Here is a 25537-nt window from a genome sequence, read left to right on the forward strand (position 1 = left end):
AATTTTCAGGCCCGAATTTTATCGAGAAGCTCGTTGAGCTGCGCCGCCTCACTATCGGAGAGGGCGCTCATGCCGTTCTGGCGAATGTCGGTGAGGCCGCTGTCGTCAATCTGGCCCAGCAGGGCCAGGCCCGCGTCGGTAATGCAGATGTCGACGGCGCGGCGGTTGGCGGGGCACACGGTGCGCGTCACGAGCTTTTTTTCCTCCAGCTTGTCCACAATGCGCGAGGCGTTGCTGGTCTTATCGAGCATGCGGTCGATGAGCAGCGCGACCGTGGCGGGCTTGGGGTGCTGGCCGCGCAAGATGCGCAGCACGTTAAATTGCGGCAGCGTAAGGCCGTAGGGCCGAAACGCCGCCGCCTGCCGCAGCGACAGCCAGCCCGAGGTATAAATAATGTTGAGGTAAGCCTTCTGGCCCTCGCTTTGGAAGGTGGGCTGCTTGATTTCGTCTTCGAGGCGCACGACTAACTATTGATTACGACTGCAAATTTAGTGTACATACATTAAATGTAGCAACACTGTTTCCATTTTTTCACTCTTTTTTTTTACCTGCGTAGAAGGCGCTGGCTTTTGCCAAGTACCTACTCACTCTTTCCAACTCCTCACCTTATGCGTTTTTCTTCTTTTGCCGCTGCCGCGCTGCTAGGGGCCACCCTGTCGCTAACCGCCTTCACCAGCCAGGCGCAGTCGGGCGGCACGCCCATTCGGCCTAACCGCAACGCCCAGTTTGTGTTTCGCAACGGGGAAGTGGTGCAGCGTTTGGGCACCCAAATTACGCCCCTCGCGCAGAACGTGCGGCTGCCCAACGGCACCAAAATCAACGTAAAAAGCGGCATTGTGGAGTTTCCGGGCGGCAAAATCACCAGCCTGCACGAAAACGACTACATCAATGCCGAGGGGGGCATCGTGTTCAGCACGCCGCAGAGCGCCGCCGCCGCCCGCGGCGACAACTCGGTGCCCGCCGATGCCAAGTATGATAAATACGTGCAGGTGGGCACGGCGCCCACCACCATTACCGGCGACGCGCCCAACGAGCGCGAGCAGCTGCTGATGCAAAAAGTGGAGCTGCTGACCCGCAAAGTGACGCTATTGCAGCAAACCCACCCCAACGCGCCCGATACCGACGTGGTAGACAAGCAGCTGCAAGCGCTTGATGTGCGCCTCAAAGAGCTGAAGTAAAACGCGGGGGGCTAGCCCCCACCCCCGGCCCCAAGGCCGCTGCCCGGCTAGGGGCGGCGGCCTTTTTCGGTTTGCAGCAGCTCGCCGGCCTCCTCGCGCACCAGGCCAAAGGGCTCGTGGCGCACAATGAGCAGGCCGTCGAGGTCGTGCACCTCGGCCAGGGCGCTGATTTGCAGCGCCGACCAGATGCCGAGCGAGGTTTCGACCATGCAGCCCAGCATGGGTAGTAGGCCGTGGGCGCGGGTTTGGCGCAGCAGCTCGATGCCGCGCCGGTAGCCGCCGGCCTTCATCAGCTTCACGTTGACGCCGTGAAACTGCCGGGCAATCTCTTCAAAATCAGCCTCGTCGGTCACCGACTCGTCGGCCAGCAGCGGCACGCCCGCGCGGGGGCGCAGGTAGCGGTAGTCGGCGGCGCAGGCGGCAGGCAGCGGCTGCTCCAGCAGCTGCAGGCGCAGGCCCGGTATGGGGGCCGCCTGCTCCAGAAATTGCAGCAGGCTATCGGCATCGGGCCAGGCCTCGTTGCCATCCACGAGCAGCGCGCGGCCGGGCACGGCCGCCGCCACGGCGCGCAGCAGGTCGAGGCCCCCTTCCCGGTTTACCTTGATTTTCAGCAGCCGGAAGCGCTCGGCGTGGTGCCGCGCAATGAAGCCCGCCACCTCGCCCGGCTCCATAATGGGCAGCGAAAACGCGGTGGCTACCCGCGCGCTGGGCTCGGGCACCCCCAGCCACTGCCACACCGGCTGCCCGGCCTGCGCGGCCAGGCAGTGCGTGAGGGCCGCCTCCAGCGCAAAGCGCAGGGCGTGGGCCACGGGCCGGGCCGCCAGCAGCGTCGTGAGGTCGTCGAGGGTATCGGCCTGGGCAAGGCCGTGGGCCAGCAGGTCGGCAAACTGGGCTTGCAGCAGGGCGGGCGTTTCGTCGTAGCGCACGTTGGGGGCGGCTTCGCCCCGGCCGGTGGCACCGGCCTGCGTGGCGTGCAGCACGAGGTTGATTTTGGCAGCGGAGGCGTTGCGCGAGAGTTTCCAGAGGTAGCTCAGCGGCAGCTCGTGGGTGGCTAGGGTCCAGGTTGTCATGAAGGGCAGCGGGCAGATAGCGCCCGCAAAGGTGGGGCCGGCGCTGCTATTAACCTGAGCCGGTGGCGGCTACCTGGCCGCTAGCCCGGCCGGGCGGCCGGGTTTCGGCGCGGCGTGCCGTACTTTGATGCCTGTTTTCAGTTTGCTTTCATTTAGTGCATGAAGTTTTCTCGCTCGGCTATCCTGGCCGGTTTGCTTATTCTACTTGCCGCCGCGCTCACGTATTGGGCGGGGCAGCAAGCCCCGTTGCTGGCGGGCAGCGGCGCCCCGCAAGCGCCCCTCAATGACCACACTGGCTTGGGCCTCAGCACCCTAGCCACGGCTGCCCGCTGGCTGGCCCTGGGGGCGCTGGCCTTGTTTGTGGCGCCGCGCCGCTCGCTCACCGGCTGGATAGTGCTGAGTATGCTGGTGGGCATCGAGCTGGGCCACGACGCCCCGGCCGTGGCCCTGAACCTGAAAGTACTGAGCGACGCTTTTTTGCGCCTCGTCAAGACCATTATCGCCCCGCTGGTATTTGCCACGCTGGTAGTGGGCATTGCGGGCCACGCCAACCTTAAGCAGGTGGGGCGCATGGGCCTCAAGGCGCTGGTTTACTTTGAGATAGTAACTACGTTTGCCCTGCTCATCGGGCTAGCGGCCATCAACTTAACCAAGGCCGGCGTGGGCATCAAAAACACGGCCATTGCCGAAAAAGCCGACGCCCTGGCGGCCGCCGCGCCGCAGTCGGTGGCCGATATTATCCTGCACATTTTCCCCGAAAACATTGCCAAGTCGGTGGCCGAGGGGCAGGTGCTGCAAGTAGTGGTGTTCGCCATCATCTTCGCTATCGGCCTGGCCCTCACCCCCGAAAAGCCCCGGCGCGTGATGCTGGAGCTGTGCGAAAGCCTGTCGGAGGTCATGTTCAAGTTCACCAACGTGGTGATGTACTTCGCCCCGCTGGGCGTGGGCGGGGCCATGGCCTACACGGTGGCCAAGCTTGGCTTTGGGCCGCTGCTTAATGCCTTCCAGCTGCTGCTTACGCTCTACGGCGCGCTCATTGGCTTTGTGCTGCTGGTGCTGCTGCCGGTGGCGCTGCTCATGCGCATTCCGCTGCGGCGCTTTGTGGCGGCCGTGGCCGAGCCGGTGAGCATCGCCTTTGCCACCACCAGCAGCGAGGCGGCCCTGCCCCGCGCCATGGAGGCCATGGAAAGTATTGGGGTGCCGCGCCGCATCGTGGCCTTCGTGATGCCCACCGGCTACTCGTTTAACCTCGACGGCACCACGCTCTATTTATCGCTGGCGGCCGTGTTTGTGGCCCAGGCAGCGGGCGTGCACCTCTCGTTTGGCGACCAGGCGCTGCTCGTCTTCACGCTCATGCTCACGAGCAAGGGCGTGGCCGGCGTGCCCCGCGCCTCGCTCGTAATACTACTAGCCACCCTGCCGTCGTTTAACCTGCCGGCCTGGCCGGTATTCATCATCCTGGGCATTGATGCGCTCATGGACATGGCCCGCACCGCCGTGAACGTGCTCGGCAACTGCCTGGCCTCGGCCGTGGTAGCCCGCTGGGAAGGAGAATTTATTGACAACTACGTGGCCCCAGCCGAGCTGCTGGCCCCCGAGCCGGCACCGGCCGGCCACTAGCCGGGCTGCCTAAAATAGTATTCTGGCGGCCGGCTAAACAAAGCTGCGCCACCGCTTATTAGGTAAGAAAAGACTACTATAAGGCGCGGTAATCGGGTCCCAATCTTTAACTTAGCTCTCAGATTTACCTTTTCCAACGATTTCCTGTCTGTTATCTAAAAGCGTCTTGGCATACTTCAATTGTTGCAGTGCGTCTGCTCTTTCTTATGAAATTTTTCTCTCCCGCTAGCCGCGCTCTTTGGCTGACTACTTTCGCGCTAGCCGGCCTCGGGGCCTGCAAGTCGGTGAAAGGCACCTTTTCGGCCGTGCCCACGGCCACCATCACCAACCGCCTGCCCCCGCTGGAAATTACCGCCGACCCGGGCCCGCTGGCCATGAACGACGGCGCCCTGCCCGAAGACCCGTTGCGCATGTTCAAGGCCGAGCTGCAGCGCAACGTGCTGGAGCCCACCGACACGGCTACTTATGGCTACGCCCGCCTGGTGGTAACCAAAGTAAAAACCGTGCGCACCGGCCGCAGCCTGCAAGCCGCCCAGGTTATTACCTTTTTGATACCCAGCATATTTGGCGCGCCGCTCGAGTGGTATAAAACTGATATTCAGGCCGAGGTGCAGATGATGAACGCCAACGGCGAGCTGCTGGGCACCTACACCGGCAAAGGCACCTCCAACGTGAAGGTGGCCATGTACAGCGGCTACTCGCAAACCGAGGCCCCGCGCCTGGCCGACGTGCTGGCCCTACGCGAGGCGCTGGCCCAGATTCGGCCGCAACTCGACACGGCTTCTGCGCGCCTGCGCCCGCTTATGCTCACCGGCGGGCAAGTCAACAACCCTACGCTGCCCGGCAGCACCAGCAAACAGTAATTACGTGCAGGGCGGCCGGGCCGCCTTGGTTCAGCCCGGCTTCGGCACGGTGCCCCGGCGGGCACTGCCGGGGCCGGGTTTTGCGTTACTTCCGTTATGAACCTTCTTCTTCGCGGCGCGGCTTGCGCGCCTTTGCTAGCCCTGCTGGCCGGCTGCTGCGCCAATAGTGCCAACGACTGCGACGACTTGCTAGCCGATTCGCTTTATTTCACGCTGCGAAGCGTGCCGAACCCGAACGTGCCGGGCGATATGTCGTACTTCACAGACGCCGAGCTAGATACGGTGTATTTGCAACGCTACGCGCCCGCCAGGCCCGCCAAGCCCGCTACCGCTACCACCCCGGCCACGCCGGCGCAGCCGGCCGGCGCCCTATCGGACCCCCAGGCCATCATCCGCGCCAAGCAAACCAAGGCTACGCTTAACAGCGCGGTAGTGCGCAAGCTCGACGGGGCCAATCTTCCTTATACCACGCTGATTATCAGCAATAACTCGCCTTTCTCGCCCAGCACTACGGGCGGCAAGCTCAGCGCCTACAACTACGTGCTGACGGTGCAGGACAGGTCGGTAAAGAATCAGAAGAGGTACTTGTTTGACATCAGCAATATTCAGCTCACGGGCCAGTACTATGCCGATGGCTGCACCACCTGCTACGAGAACACCGGCAAGCGCTTTCAGGTGAACGGCGGCAAGCTGAGCCCCGACCCCGTGGTAACCGAAACCAGTGGCCAGCCCATTGTTACGGTACTGAGTAAAAACGAAGCCAACTAAGCGGCCAGCGAGCCGCCCGGCCCGCTGGCTACGTACATGCTGGCTGCCCCTGCTGCCTGCCTCGCTATCCTTTCCTACGCCTTATGCTAGCCCCCGCCCCTCTCCTCTCGCCAGCCGCTACCGAGGCCCTGGCGCCGCCCCCCGGCACCGAGCCCGCGCCGGTTGAGGCGCCGGCGGGCTTTCCCTTTGCCACGCGCCTGAGCCTGGAGCCGCTCATTGCCTACTGGCAGGCCCGCGAGCACGATGCCAACCCCGGCGTGGCCCTGCTGGCCCGCGCCGTGATGGAGCAGGTGCGCAGCACCCCCGCCTGCCGGGGCCCGCTGGCCGATATCGGGGCCCTGAACGAGTGCCCGGCGGTGGTAGACACGCTGATGACGGCCGTGTTTCCGCCCGCCAGCATGAATACGGCCATCAGCGGGGCAGGGGTGCCGTTTCAGCGCCAGAGCTTTTACTACACGCCGCGCTTTGCCGAGGTACTGCTAGGCCGCGACCGCACCATCAAGCAGCCGCTCAACGTGGACATGGCCACCCTGGAAATGCAGATGACGCGCATGGCGTACCTGCTCATCCTGGTGCGCGAGTACGGGGCCGAAGTGCCCGACCAGGGCGCGTTTATCTTCACCGTGCCCGACTACCGCATTGGGCTGTACCGGCACTACGGGCTGAGCTTCGACTCGTCGTTTGTGCAGGTGCGGGTGGTGGGTGATAAGCCCGTGCTCACCCCCGAGCAGGTGCAGGACCTGGTGCGCAACCGCCACCGGCTCGACCTGTGGCGGCAGCTGCTGCCGCCCGAACACTTTGTTTTTGAGGGCTTTCACGTGTTGCAGCTGGTAGACGTGACGACCCAGGAAATATTATCGGAGCTGAAGTACGACCTGCTGGAGCGCGACGTGCTGCAAGCCTCCGACCGGCTGGAGCAGATTCAGGAAAAGCTGCGGGTGCTCTTCGCCCGGCCGGCCTTGCAGCTCGGCATCGCGGCATACGATGAGCGCAAGAAAGCCTTCGTGGATTTTGGCCGCAAAATCAACCACAGCTTTCTCACCAAGCAGCTGCAGGGCCAGCAGCTGGAGGGCGAGTTTCGGCAGCTCTACGACCGGCTGCTGGCCGAGCGCCGCCCGCTGGTGCTCGAAGACGTGGCCACCGAGCCCGATATCCCGGAGGGCCTGCGCCAGCAAATGCTGCGGCTGGGCATTCAGTCGGCCATCCTGGCGCTGCTGCCCTACGGCCCCGATACGGTGGGCCTGCTGGAGCTAGGGTCGCCGGAGGCCAATACCCTCGATGAGTTTGACCTGGAGTTAGTTAACCAGTTTGTGCCGCTGTTTGCGGTGGCCGTGAAGCGTAACGCCGAGGACCTGGAAACCCGCATTCAGTCGGTTATCAAAGAGAAGTTTACGGCCATTCACCCCACCATGGAGTGGCGCTTCAACGATGCCGCCCGCCGCCTGCTGGCCAAGCAGGAAGACGGCAACCGCACGGCCGAGATGGAGCCCATTGTGTTTGAGGAAGTGTACCCGCTGCACGGCTCCTGCGACATCCGGGGCAGCAGCGTGGCCCGCAACGAGGCCGTGCAGGGCGACCTCATCGAGCACCTGACCCTGGCCAACCGGGTGCTCAAAAAGGCGTCCGATTTTCAGCAGCTGCCCATTCTCGACGAGTTGAAGTTCTACGTTACCAAGAACTTGCGCCGTCTGCGGCAAGGCATTATCAGCGGCGACGAGGTGAGCATCTACGACTCGCTGCGCACCGAGGTAGAGCCCCTATTTGAGTACCTGGCCCAGAACAACGTGGAGCTGCGCCCCACCATTGCGGCCTATTGGCAGCAGATAGACCCGCGCCTGGGTATTCTCTACCACCGCCGCCGCGACTTTGAGGAGAGCGTAACGCGCATCAACGACACCATCAGCGACTACCTCGATGAGGAGGAGGCCAAGGCCCAGCAGATGTTTCCGCACTACTTCCAGCGCCTCAAAACCGATGGCGTGGAGCACAACATCTACGTGGGTGGCAGCCTGGTGCAGGACAAGCCTTTCGACCTGGTTTTCCTGAAAAACCTGCGCCTGTGGCAGTTACTGGTGATGGTCGAAATTACGCGCCGCACCCACGCCCTCAAGGCCGAGCTGCCTGTGCCGCTCGATACCACCCAGCTCATCCTCATTCACTCGCAGCCCCTGAGCATCCGCTTCCGGCAGGATGAGCGGCAGTTTGACGTGGACGGCGCCTACAACATTCGCTACGAGATAATCAAGAAGCGCATCGACAAGGCCACGGTGCTTGGTACCGGCGAGCGCCTCACCCAGCCCGGCCAGCTAGCCCTCGTGTATGCCCAGCCGCGCGACGCCGCCGAGTACCTCGAATACATCGACTACCTGCAAGACCGCAAGCTGCTGGAGCCCGGCGTGGAAGAGCTGGAGCTGGAAGAGCTGCAGGGCGTAAAAGGCCTGCTAGCCCTGCGCGTAACCGTGAAGCTATAGCTGGGCCGGCAGCTCGCAACAGATTAGCACCAACTAAATTTTTTATTTGCAGAGTGCAATAATCTCACAATCGCAACTTGTCCTAAAGACTGGTTTTTTCACCTATAAAAGCACAAAAGAGCTAACTACTTGTAAGTTTTCAAGTAATTAGCTCTTTTTTATTCTACTTTGCGATAGGCCGTGTATTTTTGTTAAGTACAATTTACTACTACCCTATTCTAGTCGACTTATCCACTTAGTTTACTGCTTATCCTACTCGGTCTACCGCTCGTTTTATCCTGTTATTCTATTTAGTTACTTTACTTTTTTACCCCCTATCCTATTCGAGTTATCCACTACTTTATCTCCCTATTTTACTCGGTTTATCCGCTTCGCTTATCCCATTATTTTATTGGTGAGCCCACCGGCGGCCCTCGTGGCCGCCGGCTTTGGGCAGCCAGAAGTTCAGTTAATTAGTGCCTACTATTTTATCGGTTTTTTACCCTAGTGCTCTATTTTATCAGCTAGCAGTGCGTTACTAATTATCGTTCTATCATTACGCTATTTACCTACCGGGCCACCTCTAAGGGGGCCGTTTTTATTTGGCGGTGGTGCGGCTGGCGCCTTTGGCCTAGCAGCAAGCTAGCCGAGGGCTAGCCCTGCTCGGGCAACGGAGCGGGTGGGTTTTCCAACCGGCGCTCCTCCTTCCAAAAAAGCCGCACGCCCGTGCGCAGCAGCACCAGCCACGCCACGCCTCCGGCAAAGCCCGCCACCACATCGGTTGGGTAGTGCACGTGCAGGTACATGCGCGTGCAGCCAATCAGCAACGACCACATTACCAATAAAATAGCCCAACCCCAGCGGCCTCCGTGCTGCACGGCCAGCCAGGCCAGGCAGCCATAGAAGGCCATGCTCATCATGGCGTGGCCGCTCGGAAAGCTCAGGCCATATTGGTAGATGAGCGCCGTGGTGGGCCGGTCGCGCTTAAACCAGGCCTTTAGCAGCTCGTTGAGCGCCGCGCCCCCGGCCATCGACAGCAGCAGCTCGATGGCGTAGCGGCGGTAGCCGCGCCAGTGCAAAAGCAGCGGCCCTAGCAGGGCAGCCGGCACAAAAAACCACACCGAGCCAAAAAACGTGAGCCGGAATACCCAGGGCGTCAGCCCGGGGTGGGCGGCCCGCAGGGCGTCCATCTGGGCAAATCCCCAGTTGTCGAACACCTGCGAATGCTCGCGAAATACCACCCGCGTGAGGTAAAAAAACAAGCCAAAGGCCAGCAAAAACAGCCCGCCGCCTATCAGTACCTCGGCCGTGAAAATGCCGGCTAGCCCGGCCGCGCGCGCCGAAGGAGTGGCAGGAGTATCGGGGGGCGCAACGGGGACGGGCATGGCGGGCGAAAGAATGGAAAACTACGTTGAACGGAATTTCCTCAGCTTTGGCTGCGTGTAGCCGCCGGGCGCCCTGCAACAACAAAAAAGCCAGCCCGTTGCGGGGCTGGCTTTTCATTTAAAAATCGTGCGCTCGGAGAGACTCGAACTCTCACACCTTGCGGAACTGCCGCCTGAAGACAGCGCGTCTACCAATTTCGCCACAAGCGCAAACGAAGCCCGGCAGCAGGGCCACCCGGTTGGTGGTTGCTGTTGGTGCTGCAAAGATAGCTAGCTACTGGGCCTTCGCACAAGCAAGCAAGCGCATTTTTACTGCGCGGCCCAGCCGCCGCTAGCCAGGAAAATTGTTTTTCAGCTACTTGCGTCGTCATTTTTTTGTTAAAAAAACTGCGGCGGCGGCGCGCCGTTCGCGTTCAAGCGCCAACTTCCCGGCTTTTTCCCTCTTTCTGATGCTTCCTGCCACTACTTCCTCCGCGCCCGCCAATCCTGCCGGGGCCGATTTTAGTCCAGTGGCTTTTTGCTACGATGCGCTGGCGGGGCTGGCGTTTGGCGGGGCGCTGCGGCGGGCGCAGCGGGCCACGCTGGCGGCGGGGCTGCCGGCCGGCCCGGCGCCCCGGGTGCTGGTGCTGGGCGGCGGCGCCGGCTGGGTGCTGAGCGAAATCTGGCGCCAGCGCCCCCAGGCGCAGGTGCTGTACCTCGAAGTATCGGCGGCAATGCTGGCGCGCACCCGGGCCCGGCTGCGGCGCCACCCCGCCCCGCCGGGCGCCGCCGTGGAGCTGCGCCAGGGCACCGAGGCCAATCTGGCGCCCGGCGAGCGCTTCGACGTGCTCGTTACGTTTTTTGTGCTCGACTGCTTTCCGGCGCCCGCGCTGCCCGGGGCGCTGGCCCGGCTGCAGGCGGCGCGCCGGCCCGGCGCGCCCTGGCTGGTAGCCGATTTTCGGCCCGCCCGGCGCGGCTGGCGGCGCGGCCTGCTGCAACTGATGTACTGGTTTTTTGGCCTGACCGTGGGCCTGCGGACGCGGCAAATGCCCCCCTGGCCCACCGAGCTGGCCGCGCTAGGCCTGCAACCTGGCTGGGAAGCGCTTTTTTTTGGCAAAGCCATGGCCGGGATAGTCCTAAATGACTGCTCAACAAAAAATGAATGAATTTGGCTGAAAAAACCCACTAGCAGTACTTATTTCCTACTTACTTTGCATCGGCTAAAAATAGTCCCGTCCCATTATCAATACAATTTAGTATTATTCAACTGGTTTTTATGAAAAAACTTCTTCGCACGAGAAGCTTAGTAGGTTTGGCGCTGGTTGGCTCGCCCGGCTTGGCCCTGGCCCAGGCACCGGGCTTGCTGGCCAACGTAACGGTACCCGTTGCAGCCCATAAGCCTACTGCCAGCCCGCCTACCAAGCCGGCTTCGGCGGCCGCTAAGCCCGCCACTACCGGCCCGGCCGCCAAGGCCGCTACCCCCGCTGCGGCTAAGCCTGCCCCCCGCCCTGCCGCGAAGCCCGGTGCCCTGGTTGCTGCCGCCAAGCCAGCCCCCGCCGCCCCGGCAAAGGCGGCCCCAGTTCTCGCGGTTAAGGCACCATTGGCGCCGGCCGCCAAGCTGCCCCTAGCCGCCAAGCCAGTACTTAAGGCGCCGGCAGCGCCCGCAAAAGCCGCCACAGTGCCGGCAGCTAAGCCAGTTGCCGCGGCCAAAGCGCCCGCAGCGCCTGCTAAGGAGCCCGTAGCACCTGCTGCTAAGTCAGCCCCGGCGCCCGCGCCGGCAGCCAGCGCAGCGGTGCCCGCCGCCCAGCCGGCGCCGGCTGCCGCACCCGCTCGCAAAGCGGCGCCGGCAGCCCGCCTGGCACCCGACGGGCCGGCCGTGCACTACGCCGTTACGTTTCCGAATGCCGTGCACCACGAGGCGCGCATCACGGCTACTTTTGCGGGGCTAGCGCCGGGCCAGAAGCTGGTGGTGCGTATGCCGCGCTCGTCGCCGGGCCGCTACGCACTGCACGACTTTGTGAAGAACGTGTACTACACCGTAGCCACCGACGGCGCGGGTAAGCTGCTGCCTATCAACCGCCCCGACCCGTACTCGTGGGAGGTGACGCCGGGCGCCGATGGCACCGTGCAGTTCAACTACACCCTATATGGCGACCGCAGCGACGGCACCTTCGTAGGCATCGACCAGCAGCACGCGCACCTGAATATGCCGGCCACCTTCTGCTACGCGCAAGGAATGGAAAACCGGCCGGCCGAGGTGAAGTTTGAGTTGCCGACCAACTGGAAAGTGGCCACCCAGCTCAAGCCCAGCGGCGCCGACAAAACGACTTTCACGGCGCCCAACCTGCAGTACTTCATGGATAGCCCCACGGTGCTGGGCGCCACGCAGTTTCTGCACACCTGGCAGGATGGCGGCCGCACATTCGAGATGGCGACCTACTACACCGGCCCGAGCAGCGAGGTTGATGCCTTCGTGAAAAAGACCCAGAAAGTGGTGCGCGAAGCGGCCGGCGTGTACGGCGGCGAGTATCCGCAGTTCGACTTTGGCCGCTATACCTTCCTGGCCGACTACCTGCCCCAGGCCACCGGCGACGGCATGGAGCACCGCAACTCCACCTCGCTCACCTCGTCGCACCCCCTGCGCGAGGAAGGCGCGCTGCGCAACCTGAGCACGGTATCGCACGAGTTTTTCCACTCCTATAATACCGAGCGCATTCGCTCGCAGGGCCTGGAACCCTTTGATTTTCAACGCGTAAACATGAGCGATGCCCTCTGGTTCGGCGAGGGCTTTACGCAGTACTACGGCGAGCTGGTGCTGCGCCGGGCGGGCTTCTACGACGACGAGCAGTTCTTCGAGAAAGTAAGCTCCTGGGTGAATGCCCGCCTCAACGCGCCGGGTGCCCGCTATGCTTCGCCACTGGAAATGAGCCGCCAGGCTGCCTTCACCGACGCCGCCGTGTCGCTGGACCCCACCAACCGCAACAACACCTACCTCTCCTATTACATCCAGGGTGCGGGCCTGGCGCTGTGCCTCGATTTGCAGCTGCGCCAGCGCTACCACACCTCGCTCGATAAATACATGCAGGCCATGTGGCAGGAATTTGGCAAGCCCCAGACGGCCGCGCTAGCCCCCGCCAAGGCCTATACCGTAGCCGACTTGCAGCGCGTGCTGGGCACCGTGGCCAAGGATACGGCCTTTGCGGGCTCGTTTTTCCGCCGCTACATCTACGGGCACGAGGCCCCGCGCTTTGGCGAGAACCTGGCCACGATGGGCCTGGCCGTGGTGCCGGTGAAGGCGCTGGCCGCCGCCCTGCCCCGCCAGGTCGAGTTTGACGAGGAAGGCCGCTGCATCCTGAACCGCAACACCACCATCGGCTCGGGCCTCTACAAGGCCGGCATCGACCGGGGCGACCAGATTGTGACCCTCGACGGCGAGAAAATCGACAACATGGCCACCCTCGAAGGCATCATGCGCCGCCACACCCCCGCCGACCTCGTGCCCGTGAAGGTGCGCAGCCGCGCCGGCGTGGAGCGCAACGTGCAGGTGGTGCTGACCGAAGACACCAACGTGCAGGTGCAGGCCATGGAAAGCGTGGAAAAAATGACCGCCACCGCCGCCCAGAAAGAGCAGCGCGCCGCCTGGCTGGCCAGCGCCGCCAAGTAAGCGCTAGCCTCCCTCCGCCTGGTTTGGTAGCCGGACTGCTGTTGCAGCGTCCGGCTACTTTTTTTTAGGCCGGCGGGGCCTTTCGTTAGCTGCGCCAGGGCCTTACCTTTGGCACGGTGCCACCCTTGCGGATAATACCGTTTGGCAATCTAAAGGGGTAGTAGCCAGGCTATTTCTTTGCCGTACCTTCCGGCCGCTTTCTCGCAATTCCTCAGCTTTATTCTATGGAAATCTTTGATAACCTGGCCAAAGCGGCCAAAGACTTTTTTGTGGAGCCCGAGGACGGTGCCAAGCCCGCTGCTGGCGCGGCCCAACCTACGCCCTTTACTCCTGCCCCGGGCGCCGCGTTTGCCGGCCCGGCCGTGGTGCAGGCCGAGCAGCGCCACATCGACCACATTGCCGGGCTGCTGGCCGGCGATGGCAAGGATTTTCCGGCCTACCTGAAGATGGTGAAAAGCCTGGCCGCCGCTGGCCTGAGCGGCACGCTGCTTTACCAAACGGCCTTCAATGCGTTTTCGGCCGTGAACGGCGCTACCGTGCCGGGCCTGCTAGCCTCGGCCAACCAGTTTGAGGATGCCCTGACGGCCGACCGTGACAAGGTGCTGGCCCGCCACCGCGAAAAGATGGGCGAAGTGGCCGGTAGCGGCGCCCCCAGCGCCGTGGTGCAGCTCGCCGACCAGGAGCGCAAGCTCGCCGCCGCCCTCGCCGACCTCAGCCAGCAGCTGCAAGCCAAGCAGCAGCAGCTGGCCGAAACCCAGCAGAAGCTCGCCGAGGAGCGCCAGAAAACGCAGTCGGCCCTGGCCAGCTACCAGCTGGCCCAGGCCGCCGCCCTCACCGAGCTGCAAGCCCACCACCGCGCCGCCGAGTCGTTTTTGCTGCCCGGCACCGCCGCCAAATAGCTTCCGCTTTTCCGCTTTCGTCTATGGATTCACCTTTACTAGGCCCGCCGCCCAGCCGCGACGGCAACCTGCCCGCCTGGCAAAAACCGGAAAAAGTAGCCGCCTGGGTTTTTGTGGCGGCCCTGGCCGGCGCCGGGGTGTACTACTGGGGCCAGATACTACCCTACCTCGTTGACATTGTGTTCAATAGCGTGAAGCTGGCCATCGGGCTGGGGGCGCTATTCGTGCTGTTTTTGCTGGCTACCAACAAGCGGATTCAGGCGGGGCTCTGGTACCTGGGGCAGCGCACGTTCCGGATGCTGGCGGGCATTTTCGTGAATACCGACCCCATCGGCATCATGGAAGACTACATCTCGAACACCGAGAAAGAAGCCCGCAACATGGAGGCCGAAGTGGGCCACATCGAGGGCGCCCACCAACTGGTGAAGCGCAAGCTCGAAGCCAACCGCCAGCAGATGCAGGAGTACCTGGCCCTGGCCGACGCCGCCCAGCGCCAGGGCGAGCGCGACAGCGCCGAGAGCTACGCCAGCCGCGCCGCCCAGCTCGAAGACTACAGCAAGCGCCTGCAACCCATGGCCACCACTACGGCCAACGTGAGCCTAGTGATGCGCCAGATTCTGAAAGCCGCCCTGCGCCAGATTGACAGCAGCAAGTTCAAGGTCAACTTGTTGAAGGATGAGTACGAGCTGGTGAAGCGCACCAGCTCGGGCATGCGCGCCGCCATGAACATCCTGCGCGGCGACCCCGACAAGAAGTACTTCTTCGACCTGGCCACCGACCGCGTAGCCCAGGACATGGCCCAGCAGCTCGGCCAGATAAAGCAGGCCATGCGCTACTCGCAGGAGTTTGTGAAGGAGATGGACATCCAGAACGGCGTGATGAGCGAGAAGGGCCAGCGCCTGCTCGACCGCTACCAGAAGGGCGATTTCAACGCCATCATGCAGGACCAGCCCCCCGTGCGCCTTACCACCGCCCAAACGGCCAAAGCCACCGACGACGCCTACGGCAAGCTGCTCGATTGAGGGCTAGCGGTTTAAGTTAATTAAAAACTGAAAATCGCCTGTCATTGCGAGGAGGAACGACGAAGCAATCACACCTGAACAGCTCTCGTCCTGATGCGATTGCTTCGTCGTTCCTCCTCGCAATGACAGGCAGTTGAATCATTCGGCTTCTGAAGAACCAGTGGACCAGCAACACCCTAGCCTCTCAGCAGTAGGCCGTTAGTCTAGCCATTTCCTAGCACCATTTCACTTCCTCACCTTTTTCTGAATGACCACCCGCGGTAAGATTGTTATTGCCCTTCTGGTAGTAATTGGCTTGTATTTTGGCATCACCAAACTACTGTCCAGCAACCTGTTATTTAAAAAAGCCGAAACGCAGTCGGTGGTGCTCAACTCGATTGAGCTACCGGCCTCGACCGGCGCCGACGGCGTAACCAACGTGGTGCCGCTCGCCGCGCTGCCCACCGCCACCCCCGCCGATAAGGGCACGCCCGTGACCTGGGAGGTAATGGCCTGGAACAGCCAGATTGCCGGCATGCTGGCCAACGGTGGCCCCCGCTCGACCCAGGGTTCGGCCATGGCCGCCAACGGCCTCAACCTGCAGATAGTGCGGCAGGACGACGTGTCGAAGATGCAGGCCGACCTGGTGAAGAACGCCCTCGACCTGCAAAGCAACCCTAGCGCGCCGGGCCTGGTGGTGAGCATCATGGGCGATGGCCTGCCGGGCTTTTCGGCCGTGCAAACCGAGCTGAAAAAGGCGGGCACGCAGCTCCAGATTATTCCGTACTCGGTGGGCAAAAGCTTTGGCGAAGACAAGCTGATGGGCCCCAAGGAGTGGATTGATAACCCCAAGGCGGCGCTGGGCAAAACCATTGCCTGCTACCTGCGCGACGGCGACCAGAATATCGCCTTGAAATGGTGTGCCGATAACGGCCTGAAAGTGAACCCCGACGAAACGACCTACGACCCGCAGGCCGTGAACTTTATGTCGAGCAGCGACTTTCTGGTGGCCGCCGAGAAGTACATCACCGGCAAGCCCGAGAGCCGCAGCAAGGTGGTAGATGGCAAGAACACCGGCGTGAAAGTGGATGTGGTGGCCGACGCCGTAGCCACCTGGACGCCCGGCGACGTGAACATCGCCAAGCAGAAAGGTGGCCTCGTGAGCATCGTTTCGACCAAGGAATACTCGAACCAGATGCCCAACATTATGGTGACGACCAAGCGCTGGTACGATGCCCACCAGAAGGAAGTGGCCGGCATGATGACGGCCTTTGCCCTAGCCGGCGACCAGGTAAAGAGCCACCCCGAAGCCCTGACCCGCGGCGCCGACATCTCGGCCGACGTGTATGGCGACAAGGATAAGAACGGTGGCTACTGGCTGAAATACTACAAAGGCACCGAGGAGGCCGACCGCGATGGCAACGTAGTGAGCCTGGGCGGCAGCAAGGCTTTCAATTTCAGTGACAACCTGGCGCTGTTTGGCCTCAACGAGGGCGGCACTAACATCTACGCCTCGGTGTACAAGGCCTTTGGCGACGTGCAGAGCAAGCTTTACCCCAAGGAGTTGCCCAGCTACGTACCCCTCAATGACATGCTCGACCTGAGCCTGCTCCGCACCATGCAGGCCCAATACAAGGGCAAGAACATTGCCCCGGCCGACAAGCCCAAGTTTGTAGCCGGCGACGAGATTCGGCGCAACGTGAGCCAGCGCGCCTGGAATATTGAGTTTAACAGTGGCCAAAGCACCTTCACCCCGGCCGCGCAGAAAGAGCTGAACCAGCTTTTCGATGACCTAGTAGTGGCCGGCAGCCTGAAAGTGGCCGTGCACGGCCATACCGACAACACCGGCGACCCCCAGAAAAACCAGCAGCTGAGCGAAGACCGCGCCATGGCCGTGCGCCACTGGCTGGAGGCCAAAAGCGCCAGCTCCTTCCCGCAGGGCCGCATCCAGGTATTTGCCCACGGCGCCACCGAGCCGGTGGCCAGCAATAACACGCCCGCCGGCAAAGCCCAAAACCGCCGCGTAGAGATTGTGCTGGGCAACTAATCCTGTGCGCCTGCGCGCTTCATGCGCTTACCTAAAAAACGTCATGCTGAGCTTGCCGAAGCATCTTGCCCGCGCCGCTAGGGTCACTAACCTGACGATGCGAGCAGGATGCTTCGGCAAGCTCAGCATGACGTTCTGTTTTTAATCAACCCACGCTCTATGCTCAAAACGCTGTTTACCCCCAACGCCCAGCCCCGGCGGTCGGTATTTCTGTCGATGGTGGCCGCGCAGGTAGCCGCCTTGCTGCTACTGTGGCTGGTGTACCCGCTGCAAGTATTCCCGACCTTAGGCGAGGTGCTGGCCTCGTTCAAAGACCTGGTGCAAACGCAGGGGCTGGTGCAGGAGCTGTGGGCCAGCCTCACTACGGCGCTGGCGGCGCTGGGCATTGCCACGGTGTTGGCGCTGTTGATTGCCTACCTCACGGCGCTGCCGTTTTTTCGGCCGCTAGCCTTTGCGGCCAGCAAAATGCGCTACCTGACGCTCACCGGGCTCACGTTTTTTATGGCGCTACTGCTCAGCTCGGGGCACCAGGTAAAGCTCTCGGTGCTCATTTTTGGGGCCACGGTGTATTTGGTTACGGGCATGACGAGCGTTATCCTCAGCACCACGCAGGAGGAGCTGGACCACGCCCGCACGCTGGGCATGAGCGAGTGGCGCAGCTTTCTGGAGGTGGTGGTGCTGGGCAAGCTGCCCGATATGCTCGAAGTAGTGCGCCAGAACTTCGCCATTATCTGGACGATGATAACGCTGGTCGAGACGCTTTATCAATCGGAAGGCGGCATCGGGCTGCTGCTTTACAAGCAAAACCGCTACCTGCACCTGGCAGGCGTGGTGGCTATTCAGCTGGTTATTCTGGCCACCGGCACGCTGCAAGACTACATGTTTGAGTGGCTGCGCCGCACGTTCTTCCCCTACGCCACCCTCACCGCCGCCAAGTAATGACTGAGTTTACCTATCAAGAACCCTTGCTGACGCTCAGCAACGTGTCGCGGCAGTTTGAGGGCGAGCTGGTGCTGCGCGACATCAACTTACAGGTGCGCAACATAACCCGGCCGGGCATCCAGCAGGGGCAGGTGGTGGGCTTTTACGGGCGCTCGGGCCTGGGCAAGTCGGTGCTGTCGCGCATTTTGGCGGGGCTGCTGCCGCCCAGCACCGGCACCGTGGAAGTGGGCACACCCGCGCACCCCGTGCGCACCGGCGACGTAGGCTTTGTGCAGCAGCGCTACCCGCTTTTCAACCACCGCACGCTGCTCGATAACCTGCTGGTGGCCGCCGCCCGCAAGCATCCCGCCGCCGAAGCCCAGGCCCGCGCCGAAAGCTTTCTGGAGCGCTTCGGGCTAGCCGCGCACCGGCGCAAGTTTCCGGCCATGCTCTCGGGCGGGCAGCGCCAGCGGGCGGCCATTGCGCAGCAACTCCTTTGCTCCGAGCACTTTATTATTCTCGATGAGCCGTTTTCGGGCCTCGATATCGCGATGATTGACGAGGTCAAGAAAATCATTGTGGAAGTTACCACGCTGCACGACCTGAACACGGTCATCATCGTGTCGCACGACCTGACCACGACCACCGCCATTTCCGATACGCTGTGGCTGCTGGCCCCCGAGCGCGATGCGGCCGGCCAATGCCTGCCGGGCGCCACCATCACCGAAAAGCATCAGTACAACCTGGCCCAAATGGGGCTGGCCTGGCAGCCCGGCATTGAGGGCCGCCCCAAATTTGCGGAGTTGGTGCAACACCTGAAGAATGAGATTCGGCAGAGCCTGTAGCACGATGAGGACCGCATCTGGCAACCCATAAGCAGCAAAAAGCCCCGGCCGAAAATTTCGGCCGGGGCTTTTTGCTTGTATCACTGTGGCCGGCCTAGCGGCGGCGGCCGAAGAAGCGCAGCAGGAACAGGAACAGGTTGACGAAGTCGAGGTACAGCGTAAGGGCGCCCAGGATAGAGGCTTTGTCGTGCATCTCCTCGCCGTCCGTCACGCCCAGGAAGGCTAGTTGCTTGAGCTTCTGGGTGTCGTAGGCGGCGAGGGCCGTGAAGAGGATAACGCCAACGAACGAGGTAAGTAGATTGAGGGTCGAGTTGCCCCAGAACATATTGACTACCATGGCGATAACCAGGCCAATCAGGGCCATGCTCAGCATTTTACCCCAGCCCGACAGGTCGGACTTGGTGAAGTAGCCAAAGGCGCTCATCACCCCAAACATAATGGCCGTGGTGAAGAATGTGGAGGCAATAGAACTGGCCGTGTAGGCCAGAAATATTACGCTCAGCGTGAGGCCATTAAGCAGCGCATAGCCAATAAAAGCGGCCTGCGCCTGCCCCCGGCTCCACTGAAAGATGCGAGCCGATAGAAAGCCCACCAGCACCAACTCGGCGATGATAAGGCCAATGAATACGAAGCGGGTACCGAAAACAACGTCGAGGATGGCGGGCGTGCCGGCGGCAAACAGGGCCACGCCGCCAGTGAGGGCCAGGCCGGCGGCCATCCAGCCGTAGACCTGCGCAAAGAACTGCGCCTGAATGCGTGCGGCATCTTCGGCCGAGAGCTGGTGGGCGACGGACCGGTCGCGGTCCGGCAGAAACTGATTATCGCTCATGAAAAAAGGTGATGAAGGAAGTGAACTAGGTTGTAACAGCCAACTTACGAACTTTGGCCGTTACTGTTGGTAGTATAACAATTTTGCGGCCGTTTCGTGCCGCGTCTTTTGCCTGTCTTTATGTCCGCTCCCGTCCACTACCGCCGCAACGAGGCGCTGCGCACCATCCGCCCCGGCTACGTGGGCAATAAGCTCGTCGGCGCCGAATTCTGCAACGGCGAGGCGCTGTTTGAACCGTCCTTTGGCACGGCGCTGCGCTGGCAGCTCACGGCCAACCCGCAGAAGGAAGAGAAGAAGAAAGACACCTGGGCGCCGGCCGTAGTGCCCTGCGCCGAGGCGTTTTTCTCGACCGAAGATATGCTGGTGTGGCTAGGGCACGCGGGCTTTCTGCTGCGCATTAAGGGCGTAAGCTTGCTGTTTGACCCGGTGCTGTTTTCGTCGCTAGGCCTGCGGCACCGCCACGCGCTGCCCTGCCGGCCCGAGGAGGTGCGCAACATTGACTACCTGCTGCTCTCGCACGGCCACCGCGACCACCTCGATGAGCGGTCCATCAAGCTGCTGGCGCAGCAGAATCCGCAGCTGCGGGTGCTGTCGTCGCTGGGTATGGCTAGCCTGGTACGTGGCATGGCCCCCACCCTAGCGGTGCAGGAGGCCGGCTGGTGGCAGCAGTACGACCTGGGCCCCGAGGCGCCGTTTGAAATTTACTACCTACCCGCCAGCCACTGGCACCGCCGCGGCCTCACCGATTTGAATAAGGTATTGTGGGGCAGCTTTTTAATTAAAACCGACGACCGCCTCATCTACTTTGCCGGCGACACGAGCTACGGGGACCACTTCGAGCAGATAGAGCAGGCGTTTGGCCCCCTCGACATCGTGCTCATGCCCATCGGGGCCTACAAACCGCCGTTTATGATGCACCTGAGCCACGTGAACCCGCACGAGGCGGCCAAGGCCGCCAACGTGCTACGCGCTGGTCACGTGGTGCCCATGCACTACGGCACCTTCGACCTCAGCGACGAGCCCGCCTCCGAGCCACTGCGCCTGCTTACCGAGGTGGCAGCGGGCGGGCTGCTGCGCGGCGCACTGCATGCGCCCGCCGTGGGCGAAATCATGCGCTGGCCGGAGTGGGAATAAGCTAGCCCGGCGTGGCGACCGGCAGTACCTTTGCCGCCTATGTCGCCGACCCTTATTTTAAGTTTGATTGCCGGCTATTTCGCCGTGCTTATCATCATCGCCGTGCTCACCTCACGCAAGGCTACGAGCGAGAGCTTCTTCATTGCCAACCGCAACGCGCCTTGGTATATGGTGGCCTTTGCCATGATTGGGACGTCGCTCTCGGGCGTCACGTTCATCTCGGTGCCGGGCAACGTGTACGGCAAAAGCTGGAGCTACCTGGCCGTGGCGCTAGGGTTCGTGGCGGGCTACGTGGTCATTGGCACGGTGCTGCTGCCGCTCTACTACCGGCTGCAGCTGGTGAGTATCTATTCGTATCTGGAGCAGCGGTTTGGGTACTGGAGCTACAAGACGGGTGCGCTGTTTTTCCTGATTTCGCGCTCGCTAGGGTCGGCCCTGCGGCTGTACCTAGTGGCGGGCGTGCTGCAATTGGCCGTGTTTGACTCGATGGGCGTGCCGTTCAGCATAACGGTAGTAGTCAGTATTTTATTCATCTACCTCTACACGTTTAAGGGTGGGCTCAAGACTATTCTCTGGACCGATACTTTTCAGACCCTAGCCATGCTGAGCTGCGTGGCGCTGAGCATCTACTTCATGTCGGATGCGCTGAACTACTCCTTCAAGCAGCTCATCTCGACGGTGCGCGAAAGCCCTATGTCGCAGGTGTATTTTGATAATTTTCGGGACGATAAGTTCTTCTGGAAGCAGTTTGCTTCGGGCATGTTTATCACCATCGTGATGACCGGCCTCGACCAGGATTTGATGCAGAAAAATCTGAGCTGCCGCAGCCTCGGCGAGGCGCAAAAAAACCTGTTTTGGTTTACCCCGGTCATCGTGAGCGTCAATATTCTATTCCTCACGCTAGGGGTGCTGCTTTACAAATACGCCGCCGCCCAGGGCCTCGACCTGGCGCACATGCCCCAGTTGCTCAACGTGAAGGGCACGCTCGATACCGATAAGGTATTTCCGTACCTGGCCACCACGCAGTTTTCGCTGGCGGCGGGCATCATCTTCATTCTGGGCATTATCGCCGTCACCTACGCCTCGGCCGACTCGGCGCTGACCTCGCTCACCACGTCGTTTTGCATTGATTTTCTGAATATCCGGCAGTACGACGAGGCCAGGCAAACGCGGCTGCGTCAGCTCACGCACCTGGGCTGGTCGGTGGTGCTGATTGTGATTATCCTCATTTTCCGCGCCCTCAACGAACAGAGCCTGATTGATGCCGTGTACAAGGCGGCGGGCTTCACCTACGGGCCGCTGCTGGGGCTGTTTGCCTTCGGCATTTTCACCACGCGGCAGCTGCGCGATGGGCTGGTACTGCCCACCTGCGTAGCGGGCGTGGCCCTTACTTATCTCATCGTGTCGCACTCCGTGGAGTGGCTGGGCGGCTACAAATTCGGCTTTGAAATTCTGCTGCTTAATGGGGCGCTCATTTACCTGGGCCTACTCTTGATTTCGCGCCCCGCCGACCGAACCGAAGCCGCCGCGCAATTGTCCTAACCAGAGGCCCTAGCGGTGGGTATCTTTACGGATTACCTATTCTTTTTGCCCCGTTTTTATAGCCTTATGCGCTCGTACTTTTTCGCTATTCTGCTGGCCGCGCCCCTAGCCGCGCTGGCCCAAACCAAGCCGGCTCCGGCCAAGGCGCCCATCGTGCTCACGCCCGGCAATATGCAGCTGCAAGCCGGCGGCGGTGCCGAAAATCGCCCCGACCACCCGCCTACCTTCCCCGGCGGCGAGGAGGCCATGGGCGAGTTCTTCACCCAAAACGTGCAGATTCCGGTAAAAGCCAAGCAAGCCCGCGTGACCGGCGACGTGCTCGTGACCGCCACCGTGGGCACCGATGGCAAGCTCACCAACCCCAAAATCGCCAAGGGCCTCACGCCCGAGTGCAATGCCGAGGCCCTGCGCGTGGTGCAAACCCTGCCCGCCTGGCAGCCCGCCACCCGCCGCGGCGTGCCCGTGCCGGTGATGGTGCAGGTGCCCGTGCCGTTCGACAATGCCGGCATCACCAAGTTTGAGAACGACCGCAAAGTGCCCCGCTCGACCAAGGACGCGCCGGGGCTGAATTAAATCAACTAAAAACAGAAAACGTCTGTCATGCAGACCGAAGGGAAGCATCTCGCGTGGCGCAGTAATCACGGCGTAAGCAACGAGGCGAGCGAGATGCTTCCCTTCGGTCTGCATGACAGACGTTATTAGTTAAATTATGTAAGCAAGGCAACGCAGCTAAAGCAAGCGCGGCCTTTGCTCGTCTAGTAAATAAGTGGGTCGGCCCCTAGCCGGCCAGATTGAATTATGGCCCGTAGTGGATTTAATACCAGTGGCAGCGACGCCACCGCCGACTTACCCAAACCGAAAGTAAATAAGGATTCGCTCAAGCGCGGCCTGCGGATATTCCGCTACGTGCTGCCCTACCGGCGCAAGTTTATCGTGGGCATGGTGCTGCTGGTGCTCAGCAGTTTAAGCACCATGTCGTTTCCCTGGATTTCGGGCAAGCTGGTGAACGTGGCTACGGGCGAGCCGTTGGTGCTGCCGGGGGGGCTAGTGCTCGATATCAACCGGGTGGCGATTGGGCTATTTCTGGTGACGGTGCTGCAAGGCTTGTTCTCGTTTGGGCGCATCTGGTTTTTCACGCAGGTGAGCGAGTTTACGGTGCGCGATATCCGGCAGGCGCTCTATGCCAAGTTTGTGCAGCTGCCCATCCCCTTTTTCGAGCAAAACCGCGTGGGCGCCGTTACCTCGCGCATTACCTCCGATGTGGGCCAGATTCAGGACTCGTTTTCGCTGACGCTGGCCGAGCTGTTTCGGCAGGTATTTACGCTGGTGGGCGGCATCGCCTTCATCATGGTCGTGTCGTGGAAGCTGTCGCTGTTCATGCTGCTCACCTTCCCGCCCATCGTGCTGGCGGCGGGGTTATTTGGCCGCAAAATCCGCACGCTCTCTAAGACCGTGCAGCAGGAGCTAGCCCACACCAACACCATTGTGGAGGAAACCCTACAGGCCATCAATTCGGTGAAAGCCTTTACCAATGAGCGCTTTGAGCAGGGCCGCTACAACTCGGCCCTGAGCAAAGTAGTGCGGGCGGCGCTGCAAAGTAACTTGTACCGGGGCGGCTTCGTGTCGTTCGTCATTATCGGCCTCTTTGGGGGCATCATTTTGATTTTGTGGCGCGGGGCCACGCTGGTGCACACGCCCATCACCGACCCCGACCACCTCAAAATCGGCGACCTCACGGCCTTTATTATTTACACAGCCTTTATCGGCGCCTCGGTGGCCGGCTTGGGCGAAATTTATGGCAAGGTGCAGAGCACGCTGGGGGCTAGCGAGCGCATCCTCGAAATCCTGGACGAAACGCCCGAGCCCACGCACTTGGAGCCGACCGTGGGCCTGGTGCCGGCCAAAATCCAGGGCGATATCCGCTACGAGCACGTAGCCTTTCGCTACCCCACCCGGCCCGATATTGCGGTGCTGCAAGACATTGACTTTCACATTGCAGCGGGCGAGAAAATCGCGCTGGTAGGTCCTAGCGGCGCGGGCAAAAGCACCATTGCCGGCCTGCTGATGCAGTTTTATCCGCTCAGCGGCGGCCGCATCCTGGTCGACGGCCACGACATCCAGGATTACGACCTCACCGGCCTGCGCCGCCACATTGGCATTGTGCCGCAGGAAACGCTGCTTTTCGGCGGCTCCATCCGCGAGAATATCGCCTATGGCAAGCCGGGGGCTAGCGACGCCGAAATAATTGAAGCTGCCCGCCGCGCCAATGCCTGGCAGTTTATCAGCGCCTTTCCCGAGGCACTCGATACGGTAGTTGGCGACCGCGGCATCAAGCTTTCGGGCGGGCAGCGCCAGCGCGTGGCCATTGCCCGCGCCATCCTCAAAAATCCGGCGGTGCTCATTCTGGATGAAGCTACGTCGTCGCTCGACAGCGAGAGTGAAAAGCTCGTGCAGGGCGCCTTGGATGAATTGATGCAAAACCGCACCAGCCTCATCATCGCCCACCGCCTCAGCACCATCCGCAAGGTGGACAAGATTCTCGTTATCGACGGCGGCCGCATTGTGGAGGCTGGCACGCATGAGGAATTGAGCGACCGCGAAGGTGGGCTGTATGCTAATTTACTGCGCTTACAGTTTGAGTTGGCGTAGGCGCCGCGTGTGCAGTTTTCTTATTTTTTGCATCAAGTAGCTGACATTAATTTAAGCAGCTACAATGAGCAAGGGAATAAGAAACTGTAAAGCAGACCTGAATCGGCCTGACGTGACTTCATTCGCAAGCCTATTTTTGCTTATTGGCTGTTTTTGGCTGCTTACTGCCACCCTTAAAAGGCCACCAACGGGCCTTGTTTTGCTGGAAGAAACGCCTCGCGTGCTGTGCAACGCTTGTTTTAATGCACCAAATCACACCCAGATTTATGTTTGCCTGACAGCTAATGGGCGAGTCTCGTTTGCCACCTCCGAACCTAGTCTGCAATTGGCTACTCTTGAGCAAATGGGCAAAAAATACGGCGTGCGCTTTTCGACTGCCGAATTGACAAATTTGAAGTCAACAGCTTTTTTAGCGGTCAGGCTAGAAAAGCTAACCGCTAAAAAAGCCTACGCTCCTAGAACGGCTTTTGCCAACTTAGAAGCTACGGATAGCCATGCACTCTCGAAAACTCAATTACTAGACTGCGTTGAACGTGCCCAGATGCTTTCGCCCGCATTAACCAACATGCCCGCTGGTATCTACTTAGCTATTGATGCTCAAACCAAGGCTTCGCTGGTGATGCATTTGGTGAATTTATTTCAACAACGAAAAATCAACCGGCTATATCTGTTAACGCATTGTTACGCCTAAAC

The 25537-nt window shown here is 61.3% G+C and carries 21 protein-coding genes and 1 tRNA gene; 17 read left to right on the forward strand and 5 right to left on the reverse strand.

The genetic code is table 11. From position 1 onward, the window contains the following. Window positions 1–5 precede the first annotated feature (5 nt). A complete protein-coding gene (locus Q5H89_RS17040) occupies window positions 6–461 on the reverse strand; it encodes a MarR family winged helix-turn-helix transcriptional regulator (protein ID WP_305020545.1) in 456 nt (151 codons plus the stop codon). Between the two features lie 147 nt (window positions 462–608). Between Q5H89_RS17040 and Q5H89_RS17045 the strand changes: the two genes are divergently transcribed. After that, entirely contained in the window at window positions 609–1178 is a 570-nt protein-coding gene (locus Q5H89_RS17045) for a DUF6799 domain-containing protein (protein ID WP_305020546.1), read from the forward strand. A 47-nt stretch (window positions 1179–1225) separates the two neighbouring features. Here Q5H89_RS17045 and Q5H89_RS17050 read toward each other — a convergent pair whose 3' ends face one another. Beyond that, window positions 1226–2248, reverse strand: coding sequence for an enolase C-terminal domain-like protein (locus tag Q5H89_RS17050; RefSeq protein ID WP_305020547.1), 1023 nt, complete (start codon window positions 2246–2248; stop codon window positions 1226–1228). A gap of 159 nt (window positions 2249–2407) precedes the next feature. On the opposite strand from Q5H89_RS17050, the gene Q5H89_RS17055 reads away from it, so the two are divergent. From Q5H89_RS17055 to Q5H89_RS17070, 4 genes are all read left to right on the forward strand, one after another. Next, window positions 2408–3868: a dicarboxylate/amino acid:cation symporter gene (locus tag Q5H89_RS17055; protein WP_305020548.1), complete on the forward strand. Its 1461-nt coding sequence runs from the start codon at window positions 2408–2410 to the stop codon at window positions 3866–3868. Window positions 3869–4074: 206 nt separating this feature from the next. Beyond that, a complete protein-coding gene (locus Q5H89_RS17060) occupies window positions 4075–4731 on the forward strand; it encodes a hypothetical protein (RefSeq protein WP_305020549.1) in 657 nt (218 codons plus the stop codon). Between the two features lie 96 nt (window positions 4732–4827). Then, window positions 4828–5499: a hypothetical protein gene (locus tag Q5H89_RS17065; protein WP_305020550.1), complete on the forward strand. Its 672-nt coding sequence runs from the start codon at window positions 4828–4830 to the stop codon at window positions 5497–5499. A gap of 83 nt (window positions 5500–5582) precedes the next feature. Beyond that, window positions 5583–7970, forward strand: a complete 2388-nt coding sequence (locus Q5H89_RS17070) for a GAF domain-containing protein (protein ID WP_305020551.1) — start codon at window positions 5583–5585, stop codon at window positions 7968–7970. A 632-nt stretch (window positions 7971–8602) separates the two neighbouring features. Here Q5H89_RS17070 and Q5H89_RS17075 read toward each other — a convergent pair. Continuing rightward, entirely contained in the window at window positions 8603–9334 is a 732-nt protein-coding gene (locus Q5H89_RS17075; RefSeq protein WP_305020552.1) for a phosphatase PAP2 family protein, read from the reverse strand. Window positions 9335–9462: 128 nt separating this feature from the next. Next, window positions 9463–9544: transfer RNA gene (locus Q5H89_RS17080), tRNA-Leu, on the reverse strand. Between the two features lie 239 nt (window positions 9545–9783). On the opposite strand from Q5H89_RS17080, the gene Q5H89_RS17085 reads away from it, so the two are divergent. The 7 genes from Q5H89_RS17085 (at window position 9784) to Q5H89_RS17115 (ending at window position 18690) form a co-directional block, all read left to right on the forward strand. Beyond that, window positions 9784–10479 carry a class I SAM-dependent methyltransferase gene (locus Q5H89_RS17085; protein ID WP_305020553.1) on the forward strand — a complete coding sequence of 232 codons (696 nt, stop codon included), beginning with the start codon at window positions 9784–9786 and terminating at the stop codon, window positions 10477–10479. 110 nt (window positions 10480–10589) lie between these two features. After that, window positions 10590–12977, forward strand: a complete 2388-nt coding sequence (locus Q5H89_RS17090; RefSeq protein ID WP_305020554.1) for a M61 family metallopeptidase — start codon at window positions 10590–10592, stop codon at window positions 12975–12977. Window positions 12978–13201: 224 nt separating this feature from the next. Continuing rightward, a complete protein-coding gene (locus Q5H89_RS17095) occupies window positions 13202–13876 on the forward strand; it encodes a hypothetical protein (protein WP_305020555.1) in 675 nt (224 codons plus the stop codon). A gap of 23 nt (window positions 13877–13899) precedes the next feature. Continuing rightward, window positions 13900–14898, forward strand: coding sequence for a hypothetical protein (locus Q5H89_RS17100; protein ID WP_305020556.1), 999 nt, complete (start codon window positions 13900–13902; stop codon window positions 14896–14898). Window positions 14899–15145: 247 nt separating this feature from the next. After that, window positions 15146–16924, forward strand: a complete 1779-nt coding sequence (locus tag Q5H89_RS17105; protein ID WP_305020557.1) for an OmpA family protein — start codon at window positions 15146–15148, stop codon at window positions 16922–16924. Between the two features lie 159 nt (window positions 16925–17083). Beyond that, window positions 17084–17863, forward strand: a complete 780-nt coding sequence (locus Q5H89_RS17110) for an ABC transporter permease (RefSeq protein ID WP_305020558.1) — start codon at window positions 17084–17086, stop codon at window positions 17861–17863. Continuing rightward, complete coding sequence (locus Q5H89_RS17115) at window positions 17863–18690, forward strand: ATP-binding cassette domain-containing protein (RefSeq protein WP_305020559.1); 828 nt, start codon at window positions 17863–17865, stop codon at window positions 18688–18690. Before Q5H89_RS17110 ends, Q5H89_RS17115 begins: the two co-directional genes overlap by 1 nt. A 94-nt stretch (window positions 18691–18784) precedes the next feature. On the opposite strand, the gene Q5H89_RS17120 is transcribed toward Q5H89_RS17115, so the two are convergent. Continuing rightward, complete coding sequence (locus Q5H89_RS17120) at window positions 18785–19519, reverse strand: Bax inhibitor-1/YccA family protein (protein WP_305020560.1); 735 nt, start codon at window positions 19517–19519, stop codon at window positions 18785–18787. A gap of 120 nt (window positions 19520–19639) precedes the next feature. Here Q5H89_RS17120 and Q5H89_RS17125 point away from each other — a divergent pair, with 120 nt between their 5' ends. The 5 genes from Q5H89_RS17125 to Q5H89_RS17145 all read left to right on the forward strand — a co-directional run bounded on the left by Q5H89_RS17125 (window position 19640) and on the right by Q5H89_RS17145 (window position 25535). Beyond that, on the forward strand, window positions 19640–20653 hold the full coding sequence (locus Q5H89_RS17125; RefSeq protein WP_305020561.1) for an MBL fold metallo-hydrolase: 1014 nt from the start codon (window positions 19640–19642) through the stop codon (window positions 20651–20653). Window positions 20654–20692: 39 nt separating this feature from the next. Continuing rightward, on the forward strand, window positions 20693–22195 hold the full coding sequence (locus Q5H89_RS17130; protein ID WP_305020562.1) for a sodium:solute symporter: 1503 nt from the start codon (window positions 20693–20695) through the stop codon (window positions 22193–22195). Between the two features lie 66 nt (window positions 22196–22261). Next, a complete protein-coding gene (locus Q5H89_RS17135) occupies window positions 22262–22768 on the forward strand; it encodes an energy transducer TonB (RefSeq protein ID WP_305020563.1) in 507 nt (168 codons plus the stop codon). A gap of 225 nt (window positions 22769–22993) precedes the next feature. Then, window positions 22994–24844: an ABC transporter ATP-binding protein gene (locus Q5H89_RS17140; RefSeq protein ID WP_305020564.1), complete on the forward strand. Its 1851-nt coding sequence runs from the start codon at window positions 22994–22996 to the stop codon at window positions 24842–24844. Window positions 24845–24908: 64 nt separating this feature from the next. After that, on the forward strand, window positions 24909–25535 hold the full coding sequence (locus Q5H89_RS17145; RefSeq protein ID WP_305020565.1) for a hypothetical protein: 627 nt from the start codon (window positions 24909–24911) through the stop codon (window positions 25533–25535). Window positions 25536–25537: the final 2 nt, after the last annotated feature.

The organism is Hymenobacter cheonanensis (assembly GCF_030581075.1).
Classification (GTDB): domain Bacteria; phylum Bacteroidota; class Bacteroidia; order Cytophagales; family Hymenobacteraceae; genus Hymenobacter.

What these genes read in the sequence shown, in the direction of transcription:
- Q5H89_RS17060 (WP_305020549.1), top strand. Translation starts at nt 4,075, where the DNA reads ATGAAATTTTTCTCTCCCGCTAGCCGCGCTCTTTGGCTGACTACTTTC.
- Q5H89_RS17125 (WP_305020561.1), top strand. Translation starts at nt 19,640, where the DNA reads ATGTCCGCTCCCGTCCACTACCGCCGCAACGAGGCGCTGCGCACCATC.
- Q5H89_RS17085 (WP_305020553.1), top strand. Translation starts at nt 9,784, where the DNA reads ATGCTTCCTGCCACTACTTCCTCCGCGCCCGCCAATCCTGCCGGGGCC.
- Q5H89_RS17055 (WP_305020548.1), top strand. Translation starts at nt 2,408, where the DNA reads ATGAAGTTTTCTCGCTCGGCTATCCTGGCCGGTTTGCTTATTCTACTT.
- Q5H89_RS17115 (WP_305020559.1), top strand. Translation starts at nt 17,863, where the DNA reads ATGACTGAGTTTACCTATCAAGAACCCTTGCTGACGCTCAGCAACGTG.
- Q5H89_RS17135 (WP_305020563.1), top strand. Translation starts at nt 22,262, where the DNA reads ATGCGCTCGTACTTTTTCGCTATTCTGCTGGCCGCGCCCCTAGCCGCG.
- Q5H89_RS17045 (WP_305020546.1), top strand. Translation starts at nt 609, where the DNA reads ATGCGTTTTTCTTCTTTTGCCGCTGCCGCGCTGCTAGGGGCCACCCTG.
- Q5H89_RS17070 (WP_305020551.1), top strand. Translation starts at nt 5,583, where the DNA reads ATGCTAGCCCCCGCCCCTCTCCTCTCGCCAGCCGCTACCGAGGCCCTG.
- Q5H89_RS17075 (WP_305020552.1), bottom strand. Translation starts at nt 9,334, where the DNA reads ATGCCCGTCCCCGTTGCGCCCCCCGATACTCCTGCCACTCCTTCGGCG.
- Q5H89_RS17145 (WP_305020565.1), top strand. Translation starts at nt 24,909, where the DNA reads ATGAGCAAGGGAATAAGAAACTGTAAAGCAGACCTGAATCGGCCTGAC.
- Q5H89_RS17110 (WP_305020558.1), top strand. Translation starts at nt 17,084, where the DNA reads ATGCTCAAAACGCTGTTTACCCCCAACGCCCAGCCCCGGCGGTCGGTA.
- Q5H89_RS17120 (WP_305020560.1), bottom strand. Translation starts at nt 19,519, where the DNA reads ATGAGCGATAATCAGTTTCTGCCGGACCGCGACCGGTCCGTCGCCCAC.
- Q5H89_RS17050 (WP_305020547.1), bottom strand. Translation starts at nt 2,248, where the DNA reads ATGACAACCTGGACCCTAGCCACCCACGAGCTGCCGCTGAGCTACCTC.
- Q5H89_RS17090 (WP_305020554.1), top strand. Translation starts at nt 10,590, where the DNA reads ATGAAAAAACTTCTTCGCACGAGAAGCTTAGTAGGTTTGGCGCTGGTT.
- Q5H89_RS17140 (WP_305020564.1), top strand. Translation starts at nt 22,994, where the DNA reads ATGGCCCGTAGTGGATTTAATACCAGTGGCAGCGACGCCACCGCCGAC.
- Q5H89_RS17130 (WP_305020562.1), top strand. Translation starts at nt 20,693, where the DNA reads ATGTCGCCGACCCTTATTTTAAGTTTGATTGCCGGCTATTTCGCCGTG.
- Q5H89_RS17105 (WP_305020557.1), top strand. Translation starts at nt 15,146, where the DNA reads ATGACCACCCGCGGTAAGATTGTTATTGCCCTTCTGGTAGTAATTGGC.
- Q5H89_RS17065 (WP_305020550.1), top strand. Translation starts at nt 4,828, where the DNA reads ATGAACCTTCTTCTTCGCGGCGCGGCTTGCGCGCCTTTGCTAGCCCTG.
- Q5H89_RS17095 (WP_305020555.1), top strand. Translation starts at nt 13,202, where the DNA reads ATGGAAATCTTTGATAACCTGGCCAAAGCGGCCAAAGACTTTTTTGTG.
- Q5H89_RS17100 (WP_305020556.1), top strand. Translation starts at nt 13,900, where the DNA reads ATGGATTCACCTTTACTAGGCCCGCCGCCCAGCCGCGACGGCAACCTG.